17 protein-coding genes and 1 pseudogene are annotated in these 20,214 nt (G+C 60.0%); 8 read left to right on the plus strand and 10 right to left on the minus strand.

What is annotated here, in order from left to right; genetic code table 11:
- The 3 genes and pseudogenes from HP547_RS12120 to HP547_RS12130 all read left to right on the plus strand — a co-directional run.
- Positions 1 to 369: pseudogene (locus HP547_RS12120) on the plus strand (phage infection protein); the annotation flags it as partial.
- Between the two features lie 122 nt (positions 370 to 491).
- Positions 492 to 1,124 carry a TetR family transcriptional regulator gene (locus tag HP547_RS12125; RefSeq protein ID WP_172226789.1) on the plus strand — a complete coding sequence of 211 codons (633 nt, stop codon included), beginning with the start codon at positions 492 to 494 and terminating at the stop codon, positions 1,122 to 1,124.
- 95 nt (positions 1,125 to 1,219) lie between these two features.
- On the plus strand, positions 1,220 to 2,317 hold the full coding sequence (locus HP547_RS12130) for an AGE family epimerase/isomerase (protein ID WP_172286396.1): 1,098 nt from the start codon (positions 1,220 to 1,222) through the stop codon (positions 2,315 to 2,317).
- Between the two features lie 99 nt (positions 2,318 to 2,416).
- On the opposite strand, the gene HP547_RS12135 is transcribed toward HP547_RS12130, so the two are convergent.
- From HP547_RS12135 to HP547_RS12160, 6 genes are all read right to left on the minus strand, one after another.
- Positions 2,417 to 3,184, minus strand: a complete 768-nt coding sequence (locus HP547_RS12135; RefSeq protein WP_172226783.1) for an SDR family oxidoreductase — start codon at positions 3,182 to 3,184, stop codon at positions 2,417 to 2,419.
- Between the two features lie 593 nt (positions 3,185 to 3,777).
- Entirely contained in the window at positions 3,778 to 4,494 is a 717-nt protein-coding gene (locus HP547_RS12140) for an ABC transporter ATP-binding protein (protein ID WP_172226780.1), read from the minus strand.
- A complete protein-coding gene (locus HP547_RS12145; RefSeq protein WP_172226777.1) occupies positions 4,491 to 5,366 on the minus strand; it encodes an ABC transporter ATP-binding protein in 876 nt (291 codons plus the stop codon). Before HP547_RS12145 ends, HP547_RS12140 begins: the two co-directional genes overlap by 4 nt.
- Positions 5,363 to 6,664 (minus strand): high-affinity branched-chain amino acid ABC transporter permease LivM, encoded by a 1,302-nt coding sequence (livM, locus tag HP547_RS12150; protein ID WP_172286397.1) that lies wholly within the window; start codon positions 6,662 to 6,664, stop codon positions 5,363 to 5,365. Before livM ends, HP547_RS12145 begins: the two co-directional genes overlap by 4 nt.
- A gap of 2 nt (positions 6,665 to 6,666) precedes the next feature.
- Complete coding sequence (locus HP547_RS12155) at positions 6,667 to 7,581, minus strand: branched-chain amino acid ABC transporter permease LivH (RefSeq protein ID WP_172286398.1); 915 nt, start codon at positions 7,579 to 7,581, stop codon at positions 6,667 to 6,669.
- A 146-nt stretch (positions 7,582 to 7,727) separates the two neighbouring features.
- A complete protein-coding gene (locus tag HP547_RS12160; protein WP_172226768.1) occupies positions 7,728 to 8,864 on the minus strand; it encodes a branched-chain amino acid ABC transporter substrate-binding protein in 1,137 nt (378 codons plus the stop codon).
- Between the two features lie 470 nt (positions 8,865 to 9,334).
- On the opposite strand from HP547_RS12160, the gene pncB reads away from it, so the two are divergent.
- Both pncB and nadE read left to right on the plus strand, forming a co-directional pair.
- Positions 9,335 to 10,540, plus strand: coding sequence for a nicotinate phosphoribosyltransferase (gene pncB, locus HP547_RS12165; RefSeq protein WP_172286399.1), 1,206 nt, complete (start codon positions 9,335 to 9,337; stop codon positions 10,538 to 10,540).
- Positions 10,541 to 10,543: 3 nt separating this feature from the next.
- Positions 10,544 to 11,371, plus strand: coding sequence for an ammonia-dependent NAD(+) synthetase (nadE, locus tag HP547_RS12170; protein WP_172226762.1), 828 nt, complete (start codon positions 10,544 to 10,546; stop codon positions 11,369 to 11,371).
- A 120-nt stretch (positions 11,372 to 11,491) separates the two neighbouring features.
- Here the strand turns inward: nadE and azu are convergent, their stop codons facing one another.
- Positions 11,492 to 11,941 carry an azurin gene (gene azu, locus HP547_RS12175; protein WP_084966628.1) on the minus strand — a complete coding sequence of 150 codons (450 nt, stop codon included), beginning with the start codon at positions 11,939 to 11,941 and terminating at the stop codon, positions 11,492 to 11,494.
- Between the two features lie 349 nt (positions 11,942 to 12,290).
- On the opposite strand from azu, the gene HP547_RS12180 reads away from it, so the two are divergent.
- Positions 12,291 to 12,878: a TIGR00730 family Rossman fold protein gene (locus HP547_RS12180; protein ID WP_172226741.1), complete on the plus strand. Its 588-nt coding sequence runs from the start codon at positions 12,291 to 12,293 to the stop codon at positions 12,876 to 12,878.
- A 187-nt stretch (positions 12,879 to 13,065) separates the two neighbouring features.
- On the opposite strand, the gene HP547_RS12185 is transcribed toward HP547_RS12180, so the two are convergent.
- Both HP547_RS12185 and HP547_RS12190 read right to left on the minus strand, forming a co-directional pair.
- Entirely contained in the window at positions 13,066 to 15,369 is a 2,304-nt protein-coding gene (locus HP547_RS12185) for a YgiQ family radical SAM protein (protein ID WP_172286400.1), read from the minus strand.
- Between the two features lie 229 nt (positions 15,370 to 15,598).
- Entirely contained in the window at positions 15,599 to 15,862 is a 264-nt protein-coding gene (locus HP547_RS12190) for a DUF3077 domain-containing protein (protein WP_172286401.1), read from the minus strand.
- A 1,169-nt stretch (positions 15,863 to 17,031) separates the two neighbouring features.
- Between HP547_RS12190 and HP547_RS12195 the strand changes: the two genes are divergently transcribed.
- Both HP547_RS12195 and HP547_RS12200 read left to right on the plus strand, forming a co-directional pair.
- Positions 17,032 to 18,186, plus strand: coding sequence for a YcaO-like family protein (locus tag HP547_RS12195; RefSeq protein ID WP_172286402.1), 1,155 nt, complete (start codon positions 17,032 to 17,034; stop codon positions 18,184 to 18,186).
- Position 18,187: 1 nt separating this feature from the next.
- Complete coding sequence (locus tag HP547_RS12200; protein WP_172286403.1) at positions 18,188 to 19,855, plus strand: ATP-binding cassette domain-containing protein; 1,668 nt, start codon at positions 18,188 to 18,190, stop codon at positions 19,853 to 19,855.
- A gap of 116 nt (positions 19,856 to 19,971) precedes the next feature.
- Here HP547_RS12200 and HP547_RS12205 read toward each other — a convergent pair.
- The coding region (locus tag HP547_RS12205) for a DnaB-like helicase C-terminal domain-containing protein (RefSeq protein ID WP_306140259.1) at positions 19,972 to 20,214 on the minus strand (243 nt) is incomplete at its 5' end.

A 20,214-nucleotide genomic window follows, 5' to 3' on the forward strand; every position in this document is an offset into this window, starting at 1 on the left:
CGCGTTGCCGAAGGTGGCTCGGATCGCCTGATCGAACGCACTGGCCGCGTTGCCGAAGGTGGCTCGGATCGCCTGATCGAACGCACTGGCCGCGTTGCCGAAGGTGGCTCGGATCGCCTGATCGAACGTACTGGTCGCGTTGCCGAAGGTGGCTCGGATCGCCTGATCGAGCGCACTGGCCGCGTTGCCGAAGGTGGCTCGGATCGCCTGATCGAGCGCACTGGCCGCGTTGCCGAAGGTGGCTCGGATCGCCTGATCGAACGCACTGGCCGCGTTGCCGAAGGTGGCTCGGATCGCCTGATCGAACGCACTGGCCGCGTTGCCGAAGGTGGCTCGGATCGCCTGGTTGAAATCAGCCGTGTGAGCTGATCGCCATGGCCGAAAAGAACAACCTCTGTCACAACGCTTGCTCCCCTCCAGGCCCGGTCCATTGACCGGGCTTTGTTTTTTTATCTAGAGTGCCCAGCCTTACCGTCATAGAAGCCCGCAACATGCTGCCGCGCGCCGAACAGAAACTACAGACCCGCCAGGCCCTGCTCGATGCCGCCTGCCTGCTGATGGAGAGTGGCCGTGGTTTCGGCAGTATCAGCCTGCGTGAAGTGGCGAAGACAGCCGGCATCGTGCCCACCGGTTTCTACCGACACTTTACCGACATGGACGCCCTGGGCCTGGCCCTGGTGGCCGAGATCGACACTACCTTCCGCCAGACCATCCGCCTGGTGCGGCAAAACGAATTCGAACTGGGCGGCATTACCGATGCATCGGTGCGCATCTTCCTCGATGTCGTGGCCGCCCACCGTGCACAGTTCCTGTTTCTGGCCCGTGAGCAGTACGGCGGATCACATGCCGTGCGCCAGGCTATCGCGCGCCTGCGCCAGGACATCAGCGACGACCTGGCCACTGACCTGGCACGCATGAAGCGCTGGCAGCATCTGGACAACGCAGCGCTGGCGGTGATGGCCGACCTGGTGGTGAAGACAGTGTTTGCTACCCTGCCGGAGCTTATCGACAGCCCCGATGCGGGTTATCCACAGGCGCTGACGCCGCAGGAAAAGATCACCCAGCAGCTGCGCTTCATCTTTGTCGGGGCGCGGCATTGGCAGGGGCTTGGCAACCGGAGCTGATCGCTAACCTGTGGCAGCTGGCTTGCCGGCCACAGGCTGCCGAAAACCGCAGTTCTGCTACCATGGCGCCCTGCCCGACAGCGACGAGCGCCGAAATGTCCGACCCCCGCCCTACTCTCCCCGAACTGGCCCGCTTCACCCAGCACTTCGCCGAATGCATCGTGCCAATGTGGCAAGGCCCGGGCTGGAATGCCGACATGGCCCTGCCCTATGAAGCCCTGGACGCCCAGCATCTGCCCTTGCCGGTGCAGCGCTACCGGGCCATGGCCTGCGCGCGCCAGCTGTACCTGTTCAGCAGCCGCATCGGGCAACCCGGCGCGGCAGAACGTGCGGCAGCCTTGTTCCGTTCGCTGCAAAAACACTTCCACGACGCCGAACACGGTGGCTGGTTCTATAGCATCGATGCCCAGGGCAAACCGCTGGACCGGCGCAAGGACCTGTACACCCACGCCTTTATCGTCTTCGCCTGCGCGCATTACTGGGGCAAGGTGCGTGAGCACCTGGTCGAGTCCACCCTGGATGCCGCGCTGGACATCATCAACCAGCAGTTCGCCCGCGACGATGGTCTTTTTGAGGCCAGCCTGGGTGAAGACTGGGGCAACCTGGGCAGCGGTGCGCTGCAAAATCCGCAGATGCACCTGGCCGAGGCCTTCTTGCAGGTGCTGGCCGTACGTGACGACGAACATGCCACACAGTCGCTGCTACAGCTCTGCGAAGCGCTTGAGGCAAACTTCATCGAACCGGTCCACGGCGTGATGCTGGAAAAGCCACTCGGCGCTGTGGATAACTGGTTCGAACCCGGGCACCAGTTCGAGTGGTTCTATTTGCTGCACACCTCGGCGCTGCTGCGTGACACGCCGCTGCATGCGTCCATCGACCGGGCTTTCGGGTTTGCCGAACAGCAGGGGGTCAAGCAGGGCGCGGTGCTGGCGATGCTGGATGTGGATGGCAAGGTGCTTGATGCCACCCAGCGCGTCTGGGCACAGGCGGAATACCTGCGGGCGCTGGTGTTGCGGGCTGGGGGCGAGGCAAGGTTGCCGGGGCAGTTGCAGGTGCTGGAGGCCAGGTTCCTGCGGGACGCGGGCTGGTACGAGTGCCGCGATGGGGACGGGGCGGTAAGCCGGCATGATATGCCTTCCACAACCCCCTACCATTTGGCGACCTGCCTGGAAGGGTTGCAGCGCTTGGGCTGACGCAATCGCCGGCAAGCCAGGCTCCCACAGGTACTGCACAGCTCTGAAAATCTGTGGTGTACCTGTGGGGGCCTGGCTTGCCGACGATTGGCCCTCGGATCAGCCCTTGACCGACCGGTCGATCGACAGCCCTGCCCAATCCTGGCTCACCGGCATCAGCTCCAGGCTGTTGATGTTGATATGCGCCGGCTGGTTGAGAATCCAGAAAATGGTCTCGGCAATGTCCTGCGGCTGGATCGGTTCGGCGCCAGCATAAGTAGCGTCGTACTTGGCCTGATCCCCGCCGAAGCGCACCAGCGAGAACTCGCTTTCACACAGGCCCGGTTCGATATTGCTCACGCGCACACCCGTGCCTCGCAGGTCGCAGCGCAGGCTCAACGAGAACTGGCCGACAAAGGCCTTGGTACCGCCATACACGTTGCTGCCTGGGTACGGGTAGTTGCCCGCCACCGAACCGACGTTGAGAATCGACGCCCCGCGGCCATGGGCGATCAGCCGTGGCAGCAGCAGGCGTGTGGTGTACATCAGGCCCTTGATGTTGGTGTCGACCATGGTTTCCCAGTCGTCCAGGCTGCAGTTCTGCGCGGCATCCACACCCAGCGCGAGGCCGGCATTGTTGACCAGGCCACGAATTTTCTCGAAACCGGCCGGCAGGTTGCCGATGGCTTGCTCCATGGCTTTGCGGTCACGTACGTCGAGCACCAGGCCATGCACTTCGGTCTTGGCTGACAGTTCGGCACACAGGGCATCCAGGCGTTCCTTGCGACGGCCGGTTAGTACCAGCTTCCAGCCCGCTTCGGCAAAGCGCCGCGCGGTGGCCTCGCCAAAACCTGAAGTGGCGCCAGTGATGAATACGGTGGACGTCATGCTCTGTTCCTCACGGTGGGTTGTGGTCGGCAGTTTTGCAGCATGCCCGCGCCGGACGCCGACAGCAAGTTATCCAGGCCGCTGGTCATTTTTTGTTCATATCCGGCAAAGCCTTGCAGTAGAAGGCTCGCAGCCAGCTATGCGCATGTTATCCACAAGCCTTTCCCCACGGATTGGGGGCAACTTGTCCACCGCGCGGAACCCTTTCAGCTAATGGTGGTCGGTGGATATCTTCTAGATGATGGCGCAAGGCTTTCAAGCATGCCGCCTGCAGCCGTCTGTCCAAGGTTTTTGCACAGAGTTATCCACAGGATTTGGCCGTCACTCACGGCGCTTGCAGGGCATTGATAATCCTGGGAATTCATCCACAGGGGGGCATCTGATCAAAAAATGATCACAGCCCTACAAGCCTTGCCATCAAAGGGATTCAGCGAGGTGCTACCATGTTTTCCACAGGCGGTTCCACATTTACCGTGGACAACATCTGGCCTGTGGAAACAACGGCTTGCGGTAGGATGAATGCGGGGAGGATGAGAGGCCTTCGACAAGTTGTCCACATTGAGAATGGGGCTGCGTTGCAGCCCCGATACAACTCAATGCCCCCCAAGGTAAGCGTTGCGCACTTCCTCATTGACCAGCAGCTCCTGCCCCGTCCCGGTCATGCGGATCTGCCCGTTGACCATCACATAAGCCCGGTCCGACAACTTCAGCGCATGGTTGGCGTTCTGCTCCACCAGGAAGATGGTCATGCCGGTCTTGGCCAGCTCGCGCAAGGTCGAGAAGATCTGCTTGACCACGATCGGCGCCAGCCCCAGCGATGGCTCATCCAGCAGCAGCAACTTCGGCCGGCTCATCAGCGCCCGGGCAATCGCCAGCATCTGCTGCTCGCCGCCCGACATGGTCATGGCCCGCTGATTACGCCGCTCCTTCAAGCGCGGAAACAGCTCGTACATGCGCTGCATGTCTTCAGCGGCATGCTTGTCGCCGATGGGGATGGTACCCATCATCAGGTTTTCCTCGACGCTCATGTCGGGGAACACCCGGCGCCCTTCCGGCGACTGGGCAATGCCGTTGGAGGCGATGTAGTGCGACGACTTGCGGGTGATGTCGGTGCCGCGGTACACGATATGCCCGGAAGCCGCGCGCGGCTGGCCAAAAATCGACATCAGCAGGGTCGACTTGCCCGCCCCGTTAGCGCCAATCAGGCTTACCGTCTCGCCTTCGTTGATGTGCATGGAGACTTTTTTCAGCGCCTGGATCGGCCCGTAGAACACGTCCAGGTCCTTCAGCTCGAGAATGGGTGCACTCATACCAGTTCCTCTTCGTCGGCACCCAGGTAGGCGGCGATCACCGTCGGGTTGTGGCGGATGTCCAGCGGCGCGCCTTCGGCAATCACGTTGCCATGGTCCAGCACCACGATGTGGTCCGAAATGCTCATGACCATGCCCATATCGTGTTCGATCAGCACCACGGTGATGTCGTGCTCGTCACGCAGCACCCGGATCATGCGGCTGAGGGCCTCGGTTTCCTGTGGGTTCAGCCCGGCTGCCGGTTCGTCCAGGCAAATGATCTTCGGCCGCGTGCACATGGCCCGGGCAATTTCCAGGCGGCGCTGCTGCCCGTACGACAGTTCGCCGGCCAGGCGGTTGGCGCAGTCGACCAGGTCGACCACTTCCAGCCAGTAGAACGCGTGGTCCAGTGCGTCGCTTTCAGCCTTGCGGTAGGCCTTGGTGTTGAACACCCCGGCCAGCAGGTTGCGGTTGACCCACATGTGCTGGGCGACCAGCAGGTTTTCCACCACCGACATTTCCTTGAACAGGCGAATGTTCTGGAAGGTGCGCGCCAGGCCGGCGCGGTTGACCAGGTGGGTACCGCCAAACATCTTGTAGTACATGCGGTTGACAAAGCGCGCCGGCGAAACGAAGTCGGCGGCCTGGAAACGCTCGCCAAGCAGCTGGATGACGTTGGTCCGGCTGCCGCGCACGTTCAACTCGATACGCCCGCCGCTGGCCTTGTAAAAGCCGGTCAGGCAGTTGAACACCGTGGTCTTGCCGGCGCCGTTGGGGCCGATCAGGGCGAAGATCTGGTTGCGCCGGACCTTCAGGCTGACGTCGCTGAGCGCCTTGATGCCGCCGAACTGCATCATCAGGTTGTCGACCGATAGAATGATATCGTCGCTCATGGCGCCACTCCTTTACGCGGGGTCACACCGGTACGGCTGATGCGGATCAGCCCACGCGGTCGCCAGATCATCATCAGCACCATCAGCACGCCGAACAGCAGCACCCGGTACTCGGAGAAGCTGCGCAGCAGCTCGGGCGCCACGGTCAGCACGAACGCCGCGATGACCACGCCCACGGTCGAGCCCATGCCACCCAGCACCACGATGGCAAGGATCAGCGCGGATTCGAAGAAGGTGAACGACGACGGGTTGACGAAGCCTTGGTAGGTGGCGAAAAACACCCCGGCAAGGCCGGCTGTGGAGGCACCCAGGGTAAAGGCCGAAAGCTTGACCAGTACGTGGTTGAGGCCCATCGAACGGCAGGCGATCTCGTCTTCACGCAGTGCTTCCCAGGCCCGGCCGACCGGCATGCGGGTCAGACGGTGCTTGATGTACAGAACGGCCAGCACCACCATGAACAGCACCGCGTAGATGAACACGAACTTCAGGTTGGCGTTGTAATCGAAGCCGAAGAACTCATGGATCGGCACCCCGCCATCCTTGGCCCGGCGGCCGAATTCCAGGCCGAAGAAAGTCGGCGACGGCGCTGGCATGCCGTTGGGGCCACCTGTGAACGACAGCCAGTTGTTCAGCACCAGGCGGATGATCTCGCCAAAGCCCAGGGTCACGATGGCCAGGTAGTCACCGTGCATGCGTAACACCGGGAAGCCCAGTATGCACCCCGCCAGCGCAGCAGCGATGGCCGCCAGCGGCAGCACGCTCCAGAAGCCCAGGCCAAGGTACTGGTAGCCCAGCGCCAGGCCGTAGGCACCAATGGCGTAGAACGCCACGTAACCCAGGTCCAGCAGGCCGGCCAGGCCTACCACGATGTTCAGGCCAAGGCCCAGCAACACGTAGATCAGGCCGAGGATGACCACGGTCAGCAGGTACTTGTTGGCAAAGATCGGGAAGACGATGGCGATCACGATCAGTGCCGGGATGATGTAGCGCAGCCGCGACTTGTAGTCCGGCGCGTTCACATGCACGCCCGAGCCGCCACTATCGAACCCCTGGAGCATGCGGCGGCCGGCGCCCGTCTGCAAATACAGGCTGAGCAGGAAGCGGCCGAGCATCACCCCACCCACCAGCCATGCCACGCGGCGGGGTTCGGCATTGAAGGTGTAGCCGTCGAGCACCACGCCGACGACCGGGCCAAAGACAATGAGCGCCAGCAGGCCGGCGACGATGGTCTCCAGCAGGCTGCGTTTGAGATCGAAACCGCTGGTTTCGGAAACAGGGGCAGTTTTGGCAGTGGACATGTTCACACCTTAGCCACGAGCGGGCGACCCAGCAGGCCTTGTGGGCGGAAGATAAGGATCATCACCAGCAGCGAGAAGCTGAACACGTCCTTGTAGTCGGAGTTGATCAGGCCGGAGAACAGCGACTCGGAAATCCCCAGGATGATCCCGCCAAGCATGGCGCCAGGCAGCGAGCCGATGCCGCCGAGCACCGCAGCGGTGAACGCCTTGATGCCGATGATGAAGCCGGCGTAGAAGTCGAAGGTGCCGTAGTTCATGGTGATCAGCACGCCAGCCAGGGCGGCCATCACTGCACCGATGATGAACACATAGGAAATCACCCGGTCGGTGTTGATGCCCAGGATCGAGGCCATCTTGCGGTCTTGCTGGGTGGCGCGGCACATGCGGCCGAGCTTGGTGTACTTGATCACATAGGTAAGCAGGCCCATGCCCAGGAACGCTGCCACCAGGATGAAGATCTTGGTGTAGGTCAGTTGCACGAAGCCGGTGCCGACTTCGACACGCATTGCGCCTTCAAGCAGGGTTGGCACGCCTTGCTGGCGGGCGCCCTGGCTGATCTGCGCGTAGTTCTGCAGGATCAGTGAAATGCCGATGGCGCTGATCAGCGGGGCCAGGCGGGTGGAGTTGCGCAGGGGTTTGTAGGCGATGCGCTCGATGGTGAAGCCGTATACACCGGTGACGACGATGGTGAACAACAGGGTGCCGAGCATCAGCAGGGGGAACGATTCGACACCGAAGTAAGCCAGCAATGCCAGGCTGATTGCCGCGAGGTACGCGGAAATCATATACACCTCGCCGTGCGCGAAGTTGATCATGCCGATAATGCCATAGACCATTGTGTAGCCGATGGCGATCAGGCCATAGACCGACCCGAGGGTCAGGCCGTTGACCAGTTGCTGCAGGAAAATACCATCCATAACGCAATCTCACCTGATTGAGACTGCACGGGCGCCGGCCACGGATGAGGCGGCCTCATACGGCGCAGAACCGTGCAGATCTCCGAATAAGGACAGGTACCGCGGGGCTGCGGCCCGGCGCGAGGCGCCCGGGCCGTTGGCCGTTGTTATTTTTGTTTTTCCAGCTGGTGGTACTTGCCGTCCTTGTCCCACTGGTAGACCACGTAGTCGGACACGGTCAGGTCGCCCTTGCTGTCCCACTTTTTCTCACCCATCACAGTCTTCACCGGGTTGGCCTTGAGCCACTTGGCCGCGTCCTCGCCCTTGTTCGACTTCGAGCCATTGAAGGCAGCAGCCAAGGCCTGCAGCGAGGCATAGGCGTACAGGGTGTAGCCTTCAGGCTCGGTACCGGCCTTGCGGAACTCCTCGACCACGGCCTTGCTGTCGGGCAGCATGCGCGGGTCGGCACCGAAGGTCATGTAGACGCCATCAACGTACTGCGCACCACCGGCGGTGGACACCAGTTCGTCGGTGACGATGCCGTCGTCGGACATGAACTTGACGTCCTTCAGGCCCTGCTCGCGCAGCTGGCGGACCAGCGGGCCGGCTTCCGGGTGCAGGCCGCCGAAGTACACCACGTCGGCACCGGTGGAGCGGATCTTGGTGACCACGGCGCTGAAGTCTTTCTCGCCGCGGGTCAGGCCTTCATACAGCACCGGCGTGACTCCGCGTTTGGTCAACTGCGCCTTGGTCGCATCGGCCAAGCCTTGGCCATAAGTGTCCTTGTCGTGCAGCACCGCGACTTTCTTGCCCTTGAGCACATCGACAATGTAGTCACCGGCGACGATGCCCTGCTGATCGTCACGGCCGCACATCCGGAACATGGCGCTAAGCCCACGCTCGGTGACCTGCGGGTTGGTAGAGCCCGGGGTAATGGCGATTACGCCAGCTTCGTCATACACCTCGGAGGCCGGGATGGTATTGGAGGAGCAGAAATGCCCTACCACGCCGATGACCTTGTCCTGGTCGACCAGGCGGTTGGCCACAGCCACGGCCTGCTTCGGTTCGCAGGCGTCATCGCCTTTGACCAGGACGATTTTCTCGCCGTTGACGCCACCGGCGGCGTTGATCTTGTCGGCCGCTGCCTGCGCACCTTTCATGTACTGCTCGCCAAACGCTGCGTTTGCCCCGGTCATGGGGCCCGCTACGCCGATCTTGACGTCGGCCTGAACATACGAAGAAACACCCAGTGCCGTAGCCACGGCCAGTGCCAGGAAACCTTTCTTGTAAAACGTCTGCGACATGAGGTGGTGCTCCTAGAGTTTTTTTTGGTTGGCACTACAACTTCTCAGCCCTGTGCTCAGAGCAAGGGCCGTGCCATAGGTTTTGTCTTCCGGGAAAACACACTGCGCGGGTCGCCTGCAGGCGACCGACGGCCTTTTCTTTACTGAGCGTGCAACCGTCTGCCACGCGGCAGGCGCTACCACCCGTACAGACAAGGAGCAACCGTCGAGTGCCATCATTGCAACCCTGACAAGTGTTTACGTGCAACCGCCCTGTAACAGCAGACGTCACCGAAGTGCACACCACTGGTGCGCGACTGCTACAGGCGGCACCGTTTGAAGGCTAGCCGGTGCACGGAAAAACACCTCTGTTTTGGCCGGTCCACGGCCTCTGTGGGAGCGGGTTCACCCGCGAAGAGGCCAGCCCAGGCACTACCAGCCCAAAAAGGCTGGCACAATGTCCGCCATTCGCCGCTTCCGGAGCCCCCTTGATGAGCGAAAGCGCATTTGCCGAGCGCATCGTGCACAACCTGCTCGACACCGACTTCTACAAACTCACCATGATGCAGGGCGTGCTGCACAACTACCCGGACGCTGACGTCGAATGGGAGTTCCGCTGCCGCAACGGCGAGGACCTGCGCCCCTACCTCGGCGAGATCCGCAACCAGCTCGAACTGCTCAGCGACCTCACCCTCGATGATGGCCAGCTGGGCTTTCTCGAACGCATCAGCTTCCTCAAGCCGGACTTCCTGCGTTTTCTGCGCCTGTTCCGCTTCAACCTTCGTTACGTGCGCATCGGCATTGAAAACGACCAGCTGTTCCTGCGCCTGAAAGGCCCGTGGCTGCATGTGATCCTGTTCGAAGTGCCGCTGCTGGCAATCATCAGCGAAGTACGCAACCGCCATCTGCACCCGCGCCTGCGCCTGGCCGAGGCCCGCGACCAGCTCTACCGCAAGTTCGACTGGCTGCGCGCGCACGCCAGCGACGACGAGCTGGCCGAACTGCAGGTGGCCGACTTCGGTACCCGCCGGCGCTTTTCCAGCCGTGTGCAGGAAGAAGCGGTACGCGTGCTGCGCGACGATTTCCCGGGCCGCTTTGTCGGTACCAGCAACGTCGATCTGGCATGGAAACTGGACATCAAGCCGCTGGGCACCATGGCCCACGAGTGGATCATGGCCCATCAGCAGCTCGGCCCACGGCTGATCGACAGCCAGATCGCCGCCCTGGACTGCTGGGTCCGCGAGTACCGCGGCCTGCTCGGTATCGCCCTGACCGACTGCATCACCATGGATGCATTCCTCAGCGACTTCGACCTGTACTTCGCCAAGCTGTTCGACGGCCTGCGCCACGACTCGGGCGAGCCAGTGGCATGGGCCGAAAAGGCCATAGCGCACTATCAGAAGCTGGGTATCGACCCGATGACCAAGACCCTGGTGTTCTCCGACGGGCTCAACCTTACCCGGGCCCTCGAGATATTCCGTGCCCTGCGCGGTCGCATCAATGTCAGCTTTGGCATCGGCACCAACCTGACCTGCGACATTCCAGGTGTGGCACCGATGAGCATCGTGCTTAAAATGACCGACTGCAACGGTGCACCGGTGGCCAAGATTTCCGATGAGGCCGCCAAGACCCAGTGCCGCGACGAGAACTTCGTCGCCTACCTGCGCCATGTATTCAAAGTCCCCAGCAAGGAGTAACCCATGCAAGCGGTTCAGCTAGAGATTGCCCAGGCGCTGAAGGTCCAGCCGCCATTCGCCGACGCCGCCGCGCTCGAGGCCGAAGTCGCCCGCCGCGTGGCGTTCATCAAGGACTGCCTGGCCAATGCCCGGCTCAAGACCCTGGTGCTGGGCATCAGCGGCGGCGTCGACTCGCTGACCGCCGCCCTGCTCGCCCAGCGCGCCATCAACGAACTGCGCGCCGAAACCGGGGACAAGGCCTACACCTTCATTGCCGTACGCCTGCCGTATCAAGTGCAGCACGACGAGCATGACGCCCAGGCGTGCCTGGAAGTGATCAATGCCGATGAACTGCACACCGTGGACATCGCCCCGGCAGTGCGGGCGCTGGCGAATGAAGTTGAAGCACTGAAGAACGGCTCGCCAACCTTGGTCGACTTCGTGGTCGGCAACGTCAAGGCGCGCACGCGCATGGTCGCCCAGTACACCATCGCCGGCGCCCGCGCAGGCCTGGTGATCGGCACCGACCACGCCGCCGAGGCGGTGATGGGCTTCTTTACCAAGTTTGGTGACGGTGCCTGCGACCTGGCGCCGCTGAGCGGGCTGGTGAAAAATCAGGTACGGGCCATTGCGCGCAGCTTCGGTGCGCCGGAATCACTGGTGGAGAAGGTGCCGACTGCGGACCTGGAAGACCTGGAGCCGGGCAAGCCGGACGAAGCGTCGCATGGCGTGACCTACCAGCAGATCGACGCGTTCCTGCATGGGCAACCGGTTGACCAGGCAGCATTCGACATCATCGTCGCCACCTACCGCAAGACCCAGCACAAGCGCGAACTGCCTTTCGCCCCTTGATCAATGTAGAAAGGCCTGTGGGTGAACTGTGGGAGCGGGTTCACCCGCGAATGCGGTGGTAGCTGCACCGACGCATTCGCGGGTAAACCCGCTCCCACAAAGTCGGGCATCAGGCCTTGATTACTTGACTACAACCTTGCCCTTCATCATCGAGATGTGGCCCGGGAAGGTGCAGAAGAAGCTGTAGTCACCACCGGCTTCCAGCTTGGAAGTGTCGAATTTGACTTCGGTTTCTTTTTCCGGCGCACCGATCATCGCGGTGTGGGCAATGATGTTGGCGTTATCTTCTTTCAGATAACCCTTCTCGATGCCCTGGGTCATGCCTTCGGTGGCAATGCCCTGCATGTCGGCAGTCTTGCTGATCACCAGGTTATGGCCCATGACGTTCTTCGGCAGGTTGCCGGAGTGGGTCAGTTTGACGGTGAATTCCTTGCAGCTCTTGTCGACGGTGAATTCTTTGGTGGTGTACGACATCTGGTCGGTCGACTCGACCGTTACCGAGCACTCGGCGGCGAAGACAGAGGCGCTGGCGAGGGTCAGCAGGGATACCGCTACAGCTTTCGCAAACATCATGAATCTCCTTGGCAGGGTTTTATCAATTGCGAGACTGCCTGAAACCGTTCCTCCCCTCGCTGATATGGGTCAAGGGGGTGTCAAGTGGTCAGTCAGTAGAATTGTCAAATGGATTGTATACAACCAATCTAAGGGCACATCATGCCCTTTTAATAGACGATGGGACAACCTCTCATTTAGGAGCAATACCAAATGCCCATCTCCGCATTTATCAACAGCCTGCTCGCCGCCTATGCCCACGGGGCTACGGGCGCCATCTGCGAATTCTCCCGCCCGGAATGAATGCTACCTTGGAAGCAGCGTGCGTGCGCCGTACCCTGTCCACCTGAGTGACAGGAGATGAGCAATGCCCGTACGTTCCGTTTGTGTATTCTGCGGCGCCAGCATCGGCGCCAACCCTGCCTACCGTGAAGCAGCCGTCGCGCTTGGCCAGGCCATTGCGCGTCGGGGTCTGACCTTGGTCTACGGCGGTGGGGCAGTCGGCCTGATGGGGGTGGTTGCCGACGCAGCGATGGCTGCGGGTGGTGACGTGGTCGGGATCATCCCGCAAAGCCTGCTGGATGCCGAAGTCGGCCATAAAGGCCTGACCCGCCTGGAAGTAGTCGACGGCATGCATGCACGCAAGGCACGCATGGCCGAGCTGAGCGATGCCTTCATCGCCCTGCCGGGTGGGCTGGGTACGCTGGAAGAATTGTTTGAAGTCTGGACCTGGGGGCAACTGGGCTATCACGCCAAGCCGCTGGGCCTGCTGGATGTGAACGGCTTCTACGAGAAGCTGGGCGGGTTCCTCGATCACGTTGTCGAAGAAGGCTTCGTGCGCCCGCAGCACCGGGCGATGTTGCTGCTGGGGCAGCTGCCGGATGAGCTGCTGGACGGCATGGACAGCTTTGTCGCGCCGGTGGCGCCGAAGTGGGTCGACAAAAGGCCCGACTAAAGCTGATACAGGGGCTGCTTTGCAGCCCAATCGCCAGCAAGCCAGCTCCCACAGGGATTGCACGAAGGCCAAGGCTGGCGCTGTGCCGGGGAGCCAACTCCCTCAGCCAATGCACAAAAGCCAAGGCTTGCGCTGTACCTGTGGGAGCTGGCTTGCCGGCGATTGGGCCGCAAGGCGGCCCCAGAAATCAACGCGGGATGACAGGCTGGCGCGGTTTCTTGCCGCTGCCCTTACCACCCTTGGCTGCTTCCTTGCGCTCCTTGGCCGCCTGCTGGTTGCGGGCAAACGCGTCGGCCTTGGCCTGCTCGCGCTTGTCCCACGGCTTGCTGCCATCGCTGCCACGCGGCGGCAGGCCAGTGTGCTGGGTAAGGATCTTCTGTTCCTTGCCCACCTTGTGGCTGCCAGCCGGGGTCGAGTTCTTGCGACGCGCGCTCTGGTAGGTGTCACTCTGCGGCTGGTGCAGCGGGATCAGCTGGTGCTTGCCCGGACCGATCAGGTCGGCCCGGCCCATGCGCTCCAGCGCTTCACGCAGCATCGGCCAACCTTTCGGGTCGTGGTAACGCAGGAACGCCTTGTGCAGGCGGCGCTGCTCGTCGCTCTTGACGATTTCCACGCCTTCGCTCTTGTAGGTCACCTTGCGCAGCGGGTTCTTGCCCGAATGGTACATGGCCGTGGCCGAGGCCATTGGCGACGGGTAAAACGCCTGCACCTGGTCGGCGCGGAAGCCGTTGCCCTTGAGCCACAGGGCCAGGTTCATCATGTCTTCGTCGGTGGTGCCCGGGTGCGCCGCGATGAAGTACGGAATCAGGTACTGCTCCTTGCCCGCTTCTTTCGAGTACTTCTCGAACATGCGCTTGAAGCGGTCGTAGGTGCCGATGCCCGGCTTCATCATCTTGTCCAGCGGGCCACGCTCGGTGTGCTCCGGGGCAATCTTCAGGTAACCGCCCACGTGGTGGGTCACCAGCTCCTTGACGTATTCCGGCGATTCCACGGCCAGGTCGTAGCGCAGGCCCGAGGCAATCAGGATCTTCTTCACACCCGGCAGGGCACGGGCCTTGCGGTACAGCTCGATCAGCGAGCTGTGGTCGGTGTTGAGGTTTTCACAGATGCCAGGGAACACGCACGACGGCTTGCGGCAGTGCTTCTCGATTTCGTGGCTTTTGCAGGCGATGCGGTACATGTTGGCGGTCGGGCCGCCAAGGTCAGAGACCACGCCGGTGAAGCCCGGCACCTTGTCGCGCATCTCCTCGATCTCGTGCAGGATCGACTCGTGCGAGCGGTTCTGGATGATGCGGCCTTCGTGCTCGGTGATCGAGCAGAAGGTGCAGCCACCGAAGCAGCCACGCATGATGTTCACCGAGAAACGGATCATCTCGTAGGCCGGAATGCGCTCTTTGCCATACGCCGGGTGCGGAATACGCGCGTAGGGCATGCCGAACACGTAGTCCATTTCTTCAGTGGTCATGGGGATGGGTGGCGGGTTGAACCACACGTCCACTTCGCCATGCTTCTGTACCAGCGCACGAGCGTTGCCCGGGTTGGTTTCCAGGTGCAGCACGCGGTTGGCGTGGGCGTAGAGCACCGGGTCGTTACGCACCTTTTCAAATGAAGGCAGACGGATCACCGACTTGTCGCGGGTCATACGCGGGCTGTCGAGAATCTGCACCACCTTGGCTTCGTTCGGGTCTTCCTGGTCGCCTTTGGCCTGCTCGATGGCACAGGCCTGGGTGTCCTGGGTGTTCACGTACGGGTTGATGATCTTGTCGACGCGGCCCGGGCGGTCGATACGGGTGGAGTCGATCTCGAACCAGTCCGCAGGCGTGTCACGGCGAATGAATGCGGTGCCACGCACATCGGTGATGTGCTCGATCTTTTCGCCCTGGGACATGCGCTGGGCAACCTCGACGATGGCCCGCTCGGCGTTGCCGTACAGCAGGATATCGGCACTGGCGTCGACCAGGATCGAATGACGGACCTTGTCCTGCCAGTAATCGTAATGGGCGATGCGCCGCAGCGAAGCCTCGATGCCACCCAGCACGATCGGCACGTGCTTGTAGGCTTCCTTGCACCGCTGGCTGTACACCAGGCTGGCACGGTCCGGACGCTTGCCGGCCAGGCCACCAGGGGTGTAGGCGTCGTCGGAACGGATCTTCTTGTCCGCCGTATAGCGGTTGATCATCGAGTCCATGTTGCCCGCAGCCACGCCAAAGAACAGGTTCGGCTCGCCGAGCTTCATGAAGTCGTCTTTCGACTGCCAGTTCGGCTGGGCAATGATGCCCACGCGGAAGCCCTGGGCTTCCAGCAGGCGGCCGATGATGGCCATGCCGAACGACGCGTGGTCGACGTAGGCATCACCGGTCACGATGATGATATCGCAGGAGTCCCAGCCGAGCAGATCCATCTCCTCCCTGCTCATCGGCAGGAAAGGTGCTGGTCCGAAGCATTCGGCCCAGTACTTGGGATAGTCGTAGAGTGGTTTGGCTGCTTGCATGTCAGTGACCGGTTCTGTTGTGCAGGGAAATCGCGGGCGCGGAATATAGCACAAATTTTGACCAAATCCGACTGTCTTCGTGGGGATTGGTGGGTTGGGCGACGGTTGGGGGGTGGGTCCGCCACCTGGCTGGTCTGGGCTTTGTGGTGGTTCGCCAGGCGTCCGCCACAGGCGCTGGATTTGCTGCGCCGAACACATGGCGGCCTTCATGTAACCTGAAGCCAACCCCTTACTGCTTCATGCCCAACTCAGCATCATCCATCAGCGCCTTGGCCATCGCACTCAGGTAATGGGCCGCCCAGATCATCATCGGTTTCTCATCCATCAACCCGATGATGGTCAGCTCGCGCACGTAGCCCATCAACTCCGAAGACTGCTCGCGTGCGTCCCTGCACGGTATGCCCGCCTCGATGCGAAACAGCGGATGGGCGCCGTTTTCGCCTTGGTAGAAAGTTGTCTTGCCGACAGTGAACTGGGTGTCGTCTGTTGTCATTGTTCAATCCCCCTGAAAATTCTCGACTGCCTCGGCCGGCCTCTTCGCGGGTAAACCCGCTCCCATAGGTACGGCACAAGCCTTGAAATCCTGGGAGACCCTGTGGGAGCGGGTTCACCCGCGAAAGGGCCGGACCAGGCGACATATCAACGAAGCCTTACAGCAGGCCTCTGCCGCTGCATCGGGGGGTCTTCAACAAAAGGGGGATCGTGGGGTGGATCGGGGACAATTTTCAGCATGCTTTAGCTCTCTGTAGGTTCACAAGAGCCGCACTCATGACTTGCAGTGTGATGGGTGGCGGCCACGTACGGGTCTGCAAGACCGGACAGAGAACGAAAACCGGCAGGTTCGAAAACCTCCCGCACGCAGCCACCATCAAGCGGGCCAATGGCGTGCCATTGGCTTACGGTGAACAACATTCGTTTCCTGATCAGGCTTGCAGGCCCGGTCGCTGCTTTGGCAACGACAAAGCCAGACTAGGCCGCCCAGAAAACCACCGCAATGGCGCAAAGGCGGTTGAAAGCTATTTCAGAAACGGCCTACACGCAACGGGAAAAATCTGATTATTTTTTGGCAATCAGGTCAAGATCGTAGCGTGCCCTGTGACGGTTTCGCCTTAATACCAACCAATGGCCGACGGGTATATGACGACAGTTTAGTTTCCCCCTATGAGATCCAGGCAGGCCTCAAAAGCAAGGAAGATTACCCACAGGAAAACCTGAACTTGCTTGGGCTCACGATGACCGCGCTGCCCCCTGCTGAGCGATCGCAATCCCTTCAGGTTTTTACTGAATGTTTAGCCTATCCAGCCCTCAGAAAATGCTAACCGGCTAATTATTAGTGCTTTTTTCTTTATCTCTTAATAACTGCAGGAATCGCCCCTCAAAACTTAGTAAAAAATCCTACGTCAACTTTCCTCAAGAAATCACGAGCAGCTCTTGAACCAAGAAAAAAACAAGTGATACAACAGTGACGCGCTGAAAGGCGCACTCAAATCAACTTTATAGGAGCAATAGCCATGGGACGTCGTCGTTCTGAAATCAACATGCCTCAGATCTCTCGCGTGATGAACTACACATTTACCGAGTCCGAGGTTGACTTCCTCAACATGCTGTAAGCACTAAGCCAGAAGGGGCTTTGCCCCTTCTGGCCTGACCTAGGAGCTAAAGATGATCACCGAACGCGAGTTGACCACAGAAGAAGCCTACAATCGCCTCACAAGGCTACATCAGCATCTGGGCTTTCACTCGAAAACAAAGCTATCAAAAAATAATAACTTGGTCGCCACATGCCACTTATACGACAGGACTTACAAGGAAGTCTCTTGCGGAGCAGGAAAGGGGGAGCATTGTGAACTAGGAGCCCTTGCCGAAAGCCTAGAGCATTACTTCGTCGACAAGGCCACTCCAAACATCATCGAAAGTGACAAAATCTTACAATCCATAGCCCCTTTCGACGACTGGCTACTAAAGTCCATCCCGCCTAGCTGCAAAATACCTTATTTTGCACTTCAAGCATTGGACAGCTACGATGAAATAAAAATACCAGCGATATTGATAGCTCCCTCCTCCAGCAACCTTGAAGCAATTGAGAAAACTGCAGCAGGATTTCTTGCCAAATATGCGAGCAACTCTGGAACAGCGATTGGCTGCACCGAGAGCGAAGCCCTCTTACATGCCATGAATGAAACGATCGAACGTCACGCCCTGTCAATGTACTATCTATCGCTTTGCAATCTGAGCTCGCCCCCAGAAATCTATCGACCCTCCGATTCTTTTCTGGAAGAGACCTTTGCACATGACACCAAGCTTCTCTGCCATGCGAAAAAGCTAGATATATACTTAACCCACGACTTCTATGACGTTCCATTTTGCATTGCTATTTCTCGCAGCAAAAAAGAAGGTTCTCTCAGCGGCGTCGGCTCGGGAAGCTCCATAAATCCATCCATTGCAATGTACCGCGCTGTAACTGAACAGATTCAGTGCGAACAGCTTTATGGGTCGAAAGAAAAACAAGAAGATCTCACCACGGAAAAAGTGCTCATATACTCGGCAAAGCTATCCTCACTTCTGCACCCACGCCCTAAGTACAACGTGCCTGAATATCATCCACCTCGCCTAGAGCTAAGCGTACGCGGACAGATCAAGCGCACGCTGATCAACCTGGGCAAGGATAATAAAACTGTATTCTACCGCACACTATATGAGCACCCCAGCCTCGCCTCAGTCGTACAAGTTTTCCTACCCGGACTGGAGCGCTTTCATTTAATAAGGTCCGGAATTCCAGTCGCGCCGCAGAGCGCATTCAAAGGCATAAGGCAATGATATGCATATTTACCGAGGCCTCTTCGCCGCCCTGAGCGCGACCTTAGTTCTCAAAGTTGCGACCGTCGTACCTGCCCTGATCCTGGCCGACATTATCGACAACCTGTCTACCTCGGCCACGTCTTCTCTCGTTCTGCTCGGTGCCTTCATATGCCTTGTCGCACTACAAGCCTCGTTGACCCCTTTACAAGCCTGGTGCCTTGCGCGGCTCTGCCAAGAGCGCGTGAAGCAGCTTTCTATGCGCTGGTGCCGAGGGTTGCTGGACAAACGTTTCGAGGCTTATGGACAACTCCATGGCGGAACCTTGGTAAAGGTACTGGATAGAGGAATAACGGCCCAGGAGCGGTGGCTAGGCTTTCTGATTGGCTCGGCGTGGCCGGTCTTGGCCGAAGCAGTGGTGCTGGTCGCGCTGTTTGCGTACCTCGGGGCTACCTCGGTATTGATCGGCCTCATCCCCTTGAGCTTGGCGTATCTGTGGACAAACGATCGACTGGTGCGCTGGCGTCGCCCCCGTATCGAAGCAGTCAACTCGCGAGAAGACGAACTGGCGGAACAATGGGTTGACACCTTCGCCAGCGCGTCAACGGTCAAGCTGGAGAAGGCCGAGGATGCTGCAATGATTCCGGTCAACCAGACACTGTCGGGCTATGCCGACTCGGCGATAGGGGTTGCCTACAGTGGCGGATGGCTACAGGGCCTGCGCACCCTGTTCATTGGGCTGGGCAGTGGTGGTTTACTGTTGTGGGGTATCCATGATCAATCCCAGGCAACACCGCATCTGAGCCTGGGCGAGCTTGTTGCCCTCTTTACTCTGGTGAGTGGGTTGCTCGCCGGCGTTGCACAACTGGCGGAAGCCTGGCGATTGCTCGATCAGTTCCGGCTCGACAAACGCAAGCTCGAACACTGGCTGCAACTTCCGGTGTTCGGCCCGACAGAATCCATAAAGGCAGAGCCCTCAGATGAAAACGCAGGGCTTTGCATTACCCCCTGTCAACTCAGCGCTCGAAACGCGCTGCAACTGCTGATCGATGAGCCCTTGATAATTCGTGCAGGAGAACGGGTTGCGCTGATTGGGCCCAGCGGGTGCGGCAAGTCCACACTTCTGCATGCGCTGGCAGGAACAGTATTCCAGTTGCGCAAGCATGTTCACCTGTACGGCAGATGTCTGGCTGCACTTGATGCTTGTGAGCAGTTCAGTCGTTTACGACTCTGCCCTCAGGATGCGCACTTCATACCCGGCCCACTGCCCCGCTCAGTGCTGTTAGAGCAAGCTCATGATCGCGGTCAAATCGAACGATGGCTTGAACGACTGAGCCTGAGTAAAGACTGGTACGAACTTGATCTGGATGCACGCGCAGAATCCATTTCGGGTGGAGAAGCACGCAGGCTGACGTTGCTACGCTTGCTTAACCGGCCCGGCGAATTCAATTTCTTTGACGAGCCCACAGCTGGGCTTGATGCCGGATCGGCAGAGCGCACCTGGGACCTGTTATTCGAAACATTCCAAGGGAAAGGGTTGATCTGCGTCACGCATGATCAGAGCGCATTGTCGCGGTTTGACCGGGTTATCACCCTGAGCGAGGGGCGCATCATCAGTAAAGCAAGAACGAAGATCGCTCAGCACACTGAGCCAGCAGGCGCACCGCACACCCTGTGGGAGCGGCATTAGCCGCGAACACCGGCATAGCCGGTGCCATCCTCCGCGATGGATTCTTCGCGGCTGAAGCCGCTCCCACAGAGTTCCTGTTAAGCCGGTAGATATTCGCAGCCTAATTAAACCGCGCTTTATTCATCATCATCGAAGTTGTACATGCCCGGCGCAAGGTTCTCGAAGCGGGTGTACTTGCCGATAAACGCCAGCCGCACAAAGCCGATGGGGCCGTTACGCTGCTTGCCGATGATGATTTCAGCGATGCCCTTATGCTCGGTTTCGGGGTGATACACCTCGTCCCGGTACACGAACATGATGACGTCGGCGTCCTGCTCGATTGCACCCGACTCACGCAAGTCGGAGTTGATTGGGCGCTT

It is taken from the genome of Pseudomonas sp. CM27 (assembly GCF_013179515.1).
In the GTDB taxonomy this organism is placed as follows: Bacteria; Pseudomonadota; Gammaproteobacteria; order Pseudomonadales; family Pseudomonadaceae; genus Aquipseudomonas.

Excerpts from the sequence above, each read along its gene's own strand:
- HP547_RS12155 (WP_172286398.1), bottom strand. The coding sequence starts at position 7,581 with ATGGATGGTATTTTCCTGCAGCAACTGGTCAACGGCCTGACCCTCGGG.
- HP547_RS12180 (WP_172226741.1), top strand. The coding sequence starts at position 12,291 with ATGCCCGTACGTTCCGTTTGTGTATTCTGCGGCGCCAGCATCGGCGCC.
- nadE (WP_172226762.1), top strand. The coding sequence starts at position 10,544 with ATGCAAGCGGTTCAGCTAGAGATTGCCCAGGCGCTGAAGGTCCAGCCG.
- HP547_RS12145 (WP_172226777.1), bottom strand. The coding sequence starts at position 5,366 with ATGAGCGACGATATCATTCTATCGGTCGACAACCTGATGATGCAGTTC.
- HP547_RS12125 (WP_172226789.1), top strand. The coding sequence starts at position 492 with ATGCTGCCGCGCGCCGAACAGAAACTACAGACCCGCCAGGCCCTGCTC.
- HP547_RS12135 (WP_172226783.1), bottom strand. The coding sequence starts at position 3,184 with ATGACGTCCACCGTATTCATCACTGGCGCCACTTCAGGTTTTGGCGAG.
- HP547_RS12160 (WP_172226768.1), bottom strand. The coding sequence starts at position 8,864 with ATGTCGCAGACGTTTTACAAGAAAGGTTTCCTGGCACTGGCCGTGGCT.
- HP547_RS12130 (WP_172286396.1), top strand. The coding sequence starts at position 1,220 with ATGTCCGACCCCCGCCCTACTCTCCCCGAACTGGCCCGCTTCACCCAG.
- pncB (WP_172286399.1), top strand. The coding sequence starts at position 9,335 with ATGAGCGAAAGCGCATTTGCCGAGCGCATCGTGCACAACCTGCTCGAC.
- azu (WP_084966628.1), bottom strand. The coding sequence starts at position 11,941 with ATGTTTGCGAAAGCTGTAGCGGTATCCCTGCTGACCCTCGCCAGCGCC.
- HP547_RS12190 (WP_172286401.1), bottom strand. The coding sequence starts at position 15,862 with ATGACAACAGACGACACCCAGTTCACTGTCGGCAAGACAACTTTCTAC.
- HP547_RS12185 (WP_172286400.1), bottom strand. The coding sequence starts at position 15,369 with ATGCAAGCAGCCAAACCACTCTACGACTATCCCAAGTACTGGGCCGAA.
- HP547_RS12200 (WP_172286403.1), top strand. The coding sequence starts at position 18,188 with ATGCATATTTACCGAGGCCTCTTCGCCGCCCTGAGCGCGACCTTAGTT.
- livM (WP_172286397.1), bottom strand. The coding sequence starts at position 6,664 with ATGTCCACTGCCAAAACTGCCCCTGTTTCCGAAACCAGCGGTTTCGAT.
- HP547_RS12195 (WP_172286402.1), top strand. The coding sequence starts at position 17,032 with ATGATCACCGAACGCGAGTTGACCACAGAAGAAGCCTACAATCGCCTC.
- HP547_RS12140 (WP_172226780.1), bottom strand. The coding sequence starts at position 4,494 with ATGAGTGCACCCATTCTCGAGCTGAAGGACCTGGACGTGTTCTACGGG.